Below are 5,503 nucleotides of genomic sequence, written 5' to 3'. Positions count from 1 at the left end.
TCCCTGGGAGAGTCCCTGCCAAGGTACTCTCCAATGCCGTATTTAATTGGGCGGGAGACTGTTGCAGCAAATTTTGGACGTAGCTGCTGACGGCATAGTAGAGGATGTCGAGTTGAGATCGATCGCCTCGAATCACCATCTGCTTTTCCTCGGGCACTCTGGGATCGTCGAGGCTCAGCTCGAATTGCAGCTTTTTGAGAACGGGGCGGTTCGTCCACCGAGACAGGGGCGATTGCTTGGCGATAACTTCTAGGGTACAGGTGGGGGGCGTGTACCGAAGGTGATACGACCCGTTCATCAGACTGAGAGATTTGGAGTTGAACATGGATTCGAGGGCAACAAGGGAAGAGTAAAACTCAAACGTCGAAGGAGCAGGTATTTGCAAGCCGTTGAAGGGTCGGTTACTGCGGTTTGCTCGATCGCTCCAGCAGCGCCAACCAAAGACGGCGATCGCCACCGGGGCCGCTGTAGAAGAGCAAATCGATTAGCAGTTTGAGGGCTAGATGAGCCAGCAGTTCGGGAGAGGTGCGATCGCCTTCGTGCATTCGCTCTTGATAGGTATTGGTGAAGGCATCGAGATAGTCTCCTAACAGTGCCGCTTGGTGGGGTGGACGGTTTTGCTCGGCAAGCTGTTCGAGCAGGGCCACTGCCCGACGAATCAACTCTTGATGCTGCTTGGCCAAATGGGCGACGATCGCCACGAGCGATCGCGCTTCTTCCACATCCAACTTTTTGCGCCCTCCGGAACTGTTGCGCAGAGGATTTGACTGCCGCAGCCGCCACAACGTCACTCGATCGGCGATCGTGGTGTTGACATTCAGATGGGTTGCTGCCTGAAGGATTTCCTCCGACCCAATTCCGGCAAGGGTTTCCAGTGCCAGCAGCACCAGGTCGATTTGGGCTTTAATATTATCGAGCTGCACCGGATCGGGGGCAGTACTCAGAGGTAGGCTTTCCCACTTCCGGGAAGTTGGCGGGGCGAGTGGCGTTTGTTGACCCGCTCCACTATCGCCATTCATGGGAGCCAACTGAATTGAAGGACGCATAAGTTTAAAATACGATCGGTCAAGGGTGTTGGCATAACTATTTAGAATTCTCCAACCGGGTTTGGGGTTGACGACGTGCCGACTAGCCGCACAATTTAATGTACAGCAGCTTTATGGTAAACACCAAGTCTCTTTCAGCCACGCTCTTGTGTGTGTGTGTCGCCATTGTGGCGATCGGATGTACCGAACGAGCCGACTCTCCCGATCCCACACCAACAAGTCTGCAAACCGAGCCAACACCAACTCTTCCTCAAACGACGCCAGAACCTTGGACGGTTCCGGAACCCGAACCCACCCCGACGGCAGCGGCGCTACCGGAACCGGAAACCTCCGTCGTGGCGGTGAGTATTGCCGCCGAACCCAATCGATCGAATTCCGAAGATGCGCTGCCCCCCGTACCTCTAGACGCAGCGGGGGCGACAGAGTTTCTCGATCTTCGCGGCGTGGGAGATGCGGCAATGGCCGAAACTCACCAACAGCCCTACAATTTGACAGATTTTCTCCCCCGTGGCGAGCTGGCGAACTTTGGCGCGCAGCTCGATCGTTTCGATCCCACGGGGAAATCCTATCGAGGGGATTTATCCTTTATTAATTGGGAAAGTACAATCGGCTTGAGGTGCAATGAATTTTGGGCTCCCTTAAATCCGGGCGCTTTTGCGTTTGTCTCCCATCCCGATAATATGAGCGAAATCTACCAGCGGGGATTTAACCTGATTGGCTTGGCGAACAACCACACCCGCGATTGCCCCAGTGCGGAAGATGGCAAAGATGGGGCATTGGTTTCGTCTTTGCATATGGAACGATTGAGCCGAGAAATGGGGGCAAATTGGCTTTGGCACGGAGTTGGCGAGCAAAAGGAAGCCAGTGTCACAACGCTAAATGTGAAAGGGCGAGATCTCAAAGTTGCCTTTGCCAGTCTCTATCTTGCCGAGGGAGACTGCACCTACGTCACCTGTAAATTTGACGAAAAAACGGTACTGCGATCGCTCCGGGATGCCGATGCGGATCTTCGCATTCTCTCCATCCACAGTTGGACGGACGAAACTCAACAGGAATTAGTGAATCTCGGGGTGAATTTCCTCACTTATTACAATGGCGATGTGGTTTTCGGACATGGTCCCCACGTTTGGGCCCCCGTGCGGGTCGTCGAATCGCCGACGGGCAAGCAGGGCGTTTTGTTCGAGAGTTTGGGAAATTTCATTCATCCGGCACTTTACCCGAGGGCAACTAATATTATCGGTCGAGTATTGTTCGATATCGATACGATGAAATTGCGCCAAGTGCAAATTATTCCCATAGCACTCGATCGCGTGACTGCTTACTTTGGTGGTGCTCCCGATCCCTCTGCCGTGCCTGCAAACCTCAACTGGCAGCTTACCAGCGATTCGGTTTGGCAAAGTGGCGTCAATCCGCAAGTTCGCGCGGCTTACTCGAATATTAAGTAACCCGATCGAGTTGGATGGGGTAACCAACACCACCATAGAGGGTATCGGATCGAGATCGATTGCCCCATTTGATAAGCAATTACTTTAAATGTTTCCGAATACATCACCCTCCTTTGAGTACAGGACAAAAAAGCTGAAGCTTATATGCAGGGGAAGGTGTATTGAATTTCGATCGAAACTTTATCTGGTAATCGTTTCGGACATCGGGCGACACTTGTCATTCAAGTTTTGTCCCGCACTTAGCATCCTCCTTACCATTTCGCTTCAACACAAAAATTGAGTCCTCGATCGCCCCTTTGTGTGGGTCATTTAACTGCGATCGAATTAATGGTTTCATCTTTTACACTTTTATCTTTAATATTACCTGCGTAAAATCACGAATTTTCATTTTTTCTAGTATTTATTTTTTTAATCTATTATCTGTTTTTCATACTTAACTTAAGTCTAAAAGCCTTGAAATGAAGCTATTGCGCTTATTTCTTATAACTTTACACAACATTTATAAATACTTGGTTGGTAGCTTTAATTAATAAAGCCTACAATTTTATTTAGTAGGGAAAAGCACAAAATAGCCTTTGACGACTTGAAATAGACTCAAAAAATACTCTTGAATATGGAGTCGAGAATTTTTCTTTTAAGTTGATAACTTTCATCATGCATCCTTACTTTTCTTGATATCATTTTGAGCTCTGGCTGCTCGATTTCAAATTTTGAAATTAAAGCTCAATTTTTGAAAAAATGTCCAGAATCGATATTCATCTGACTTCCTTAATATTCGGCAATTTGCCGAACGTCATCTAAATTTTTGCCTTCAGGTTTAAAGCGTGTCGAATAGTGGGTGAAATCCTGACTGGATGAAAGTTGGAGCAGGCAGTTCGTATGATTCAAGCTCCAATTCAAATGAACTCTACAATTTCCATAGGTGAACTCTAATGCCAAAAATTAACGGTATAGACGACAACAATCTGTTCTCGAATAATCTCGAAGAAGATATTCTCGGTCTTGACGAGAACGGTGAACTTTCAGGGAACTCTGGCAAGAATCTTTTAATTCAAGCCAATTCCGAGAAGGTCGGCGGCAGTAATGCCAAACCGGAAGAAGAGAATGAACCTCAAGGGGAGACGATTACGAACTCAAATGAGTCTCGGGAAGAAGACCCCGCACCACCGGTTGTGGAAGACCCCGCACCACCAGTCGTGGAAAATCTCGCACCACCAGTCGTGGAAGACCCCGCACCACCAGTCGTAGAAGACCCCGCACCGCCAGTCGTGGAAGACCCCGCACCGCCAGTCGTGGAAGACCCAATACAACCCATTAGTGCCGAACCCGCTAGCCTGGGCGACCAAGTCTTCTACGACCTGAACGGCAATGGAATGCAAGATGGCAATGACACCGGTGTTGCTGGCGTTACGGTCACCCTAACAGGTGGCGGTGCAGATGGTGTTATCGGTACGGCTGACGATACAACAGCGACGACCACCACCGATGAAAACGGTCAGTATCGCTTTACCGAACTCAATCCCGGCGAAGAATATCAAGTCACTTTCTCCGATATGCCCGAAGGGTACGAGGTTACCCAAGCCAATGCCCAAGGCAACGACCACGGTGACTCCGATGCCGACAGCAACGGTCAGACTCAAATCGTTACTCTAAATCCTGGAGAAAACAACACGATCTTAGATGCTGGGATCGTCGAAAACCCAGTTATCGAAGATGGAACCTACCGCCTCTTCAACCATCCCAATGCCGACGCCACCTCTCCTTACTACGGGTTGCGCCTAGATGGTTTGATGAGCGGCGATGACAACGACATCACCAGCTTCAACTTCGAGCATCCCGGTGCTGAAGTGTACATGACCATCGAAGGCAATAACGTTCATATCTTCGGACAAGCCTTTGGTGGATTGGACATCGGCACGGAATACGACCCCAATCAGTCGGGATGGTGGCAGATTGACTTCACCTACACCGATCTCGATCGTATTGCTGGCGACGATGACCTCGGGATTGATGCCACCAACGAAGGTAACGCCAGTGGAACCATCAAGCAACTCTACGGAGACCAGTTAGAGTACGACTTGGTAGACTTTGCCGGTCGCCAAAACGGAACCTACAAGCATCCCCAGAGTTTTTCGATCGGGAACCTCGCCGACGAGACGGGCTACAAAGGGTTTGAAGGCATCTCTGGCTGGGGTTGGCTCAACCACTCCGGTGCCGAAGGTCATCTCAAAGCCTCCGACTGGGTCTTTACCGTGGGACCGAAAGTCAGTACCCAAGGCCCCAGTTCATTGGGCGACAAGGTCTTCTACGATACGAACGGCGACGGTCTCCAGGATGAAGGAGAAGGTGGAGTTGCAGATGTAAGCGTCACTCTCACTGGTGGCGGCGAAGATGGTCTCATCGGCACGGCTGACGACACCACAGCTACAACGACGACCGATGCCGAAGGTAACTATCGCTTCGACGACCTCAATCCTTTAGAAGAATATCAAGTTACCTTCTCCAAGCCCGAAGGATACGAGTTCACGAGCGCCAATGTTGCTGGCGATGATACTGCAGACTCCGATGCCGACCCCCTCACCGGGATGACTCAAAAGGTCACTCTACAACCGGGAGAGCACAATCCAACTCTGGATGCGGGAATGGTTATACCCGAACCTCAATCCGGAGAACTGGGAGCTTTGGGCGATCGGGTTTGGAATGACGCCAACAACAACGGTATCCAAGATAACGGCGAACAAGGAGTCGCTGGTGTCACCGTCAACCTGCTCAATGGCAACAACGGACTCATCGACAGTGTCCAAACCGATAGCAACGGGAACTATTTGTTCGACGATCTCGAAGAAGGTTCTTATCGGATTGGTATCGACAAACAGACCCTACCCGATGGCTACGAACTGACCCAATCCAACGCTGGAAACGACGAATCGGATTCCGATGCCAATGCTGCTACGGGTTTGATGCCCACCACCACCTTGGAGGCGGGGGAACGAGACTTGAGCTGTGATGCGG

Annotated in this window: 4 protein-coding genes; 2 read left to right on the top strand and 2 right to left on the bottom strand. The window is 50.6% G+C overall.

Features of this window, described 5'->3' with window-relative positions; genetic code table 11:
• Positions 1-298, bottom strand: a 298-nt coding sequence (locus IQ235_RS17555) for a DUF4335 domain-containing protein (protein WP_264322720.1), incomplete at its 3' end; no start/stop codon positions are given.
• 103 nt (positions 299-401) lie between these two features.
• The gene (locus IQ235_RS17550) at positions 402-1,046 is read right to left on the bottom strand and encodes a DUF3038 domain-containing protein (RefSeq protein ID WP_319592617.1); all 645 of its coding nucleotides are present in this window, start codon (positions 1,044-1,046) and stop codon (positions 402-404) included.
• A 152-nt stretch (positions 1,047-1,198) separates the two neighbouring features.
• Here IQ235_RS17550 and IQ235_RS17545 point away from each other — a divergent pair, with 152 nt between their 5' ends.
• Entirely contained in the window at positions 1,199-2,491 is a 1,293-nt protein-coding gene (locus tag IQ235_RS17545; protein ID WP_264322719.1) for a CapA family protein, read from the top strand.
• A gap of 932 nt (positions 2,492-3,423) precedes the next feature.
• Positions 3,424-5,503: SdrD B-like domain-containing protein (locus IQ235_RS17540; protein WP_264322718.1), on the top strand; the 2,080-nt coding region annotated here is incomplete at its 3' end.

The organism is Zarconia navalis LEGE 11467 (assembly GCF_015207075.1).
In the GTDB taxonomy this organism is placed as follows: Bacteria; Cyanobacteriota; Cyanobacteriia; order Cyanobacteriales; family Geitlerinemataceae; genus Zarconia; species Zarconia navalis.
This window is presented reverse-complemented; position numbering and strand designations above follow the sequence as displayed.

Coding starts and splice junctions, on each gene's coding strand:
- IQ235_RS17550 (WP_319592617.1), bottom strand. CDS start 1,046: ATGCGTCCTTCAATTCAGTTGGCTCCCATGAATGGCGATAGTGGAGCG.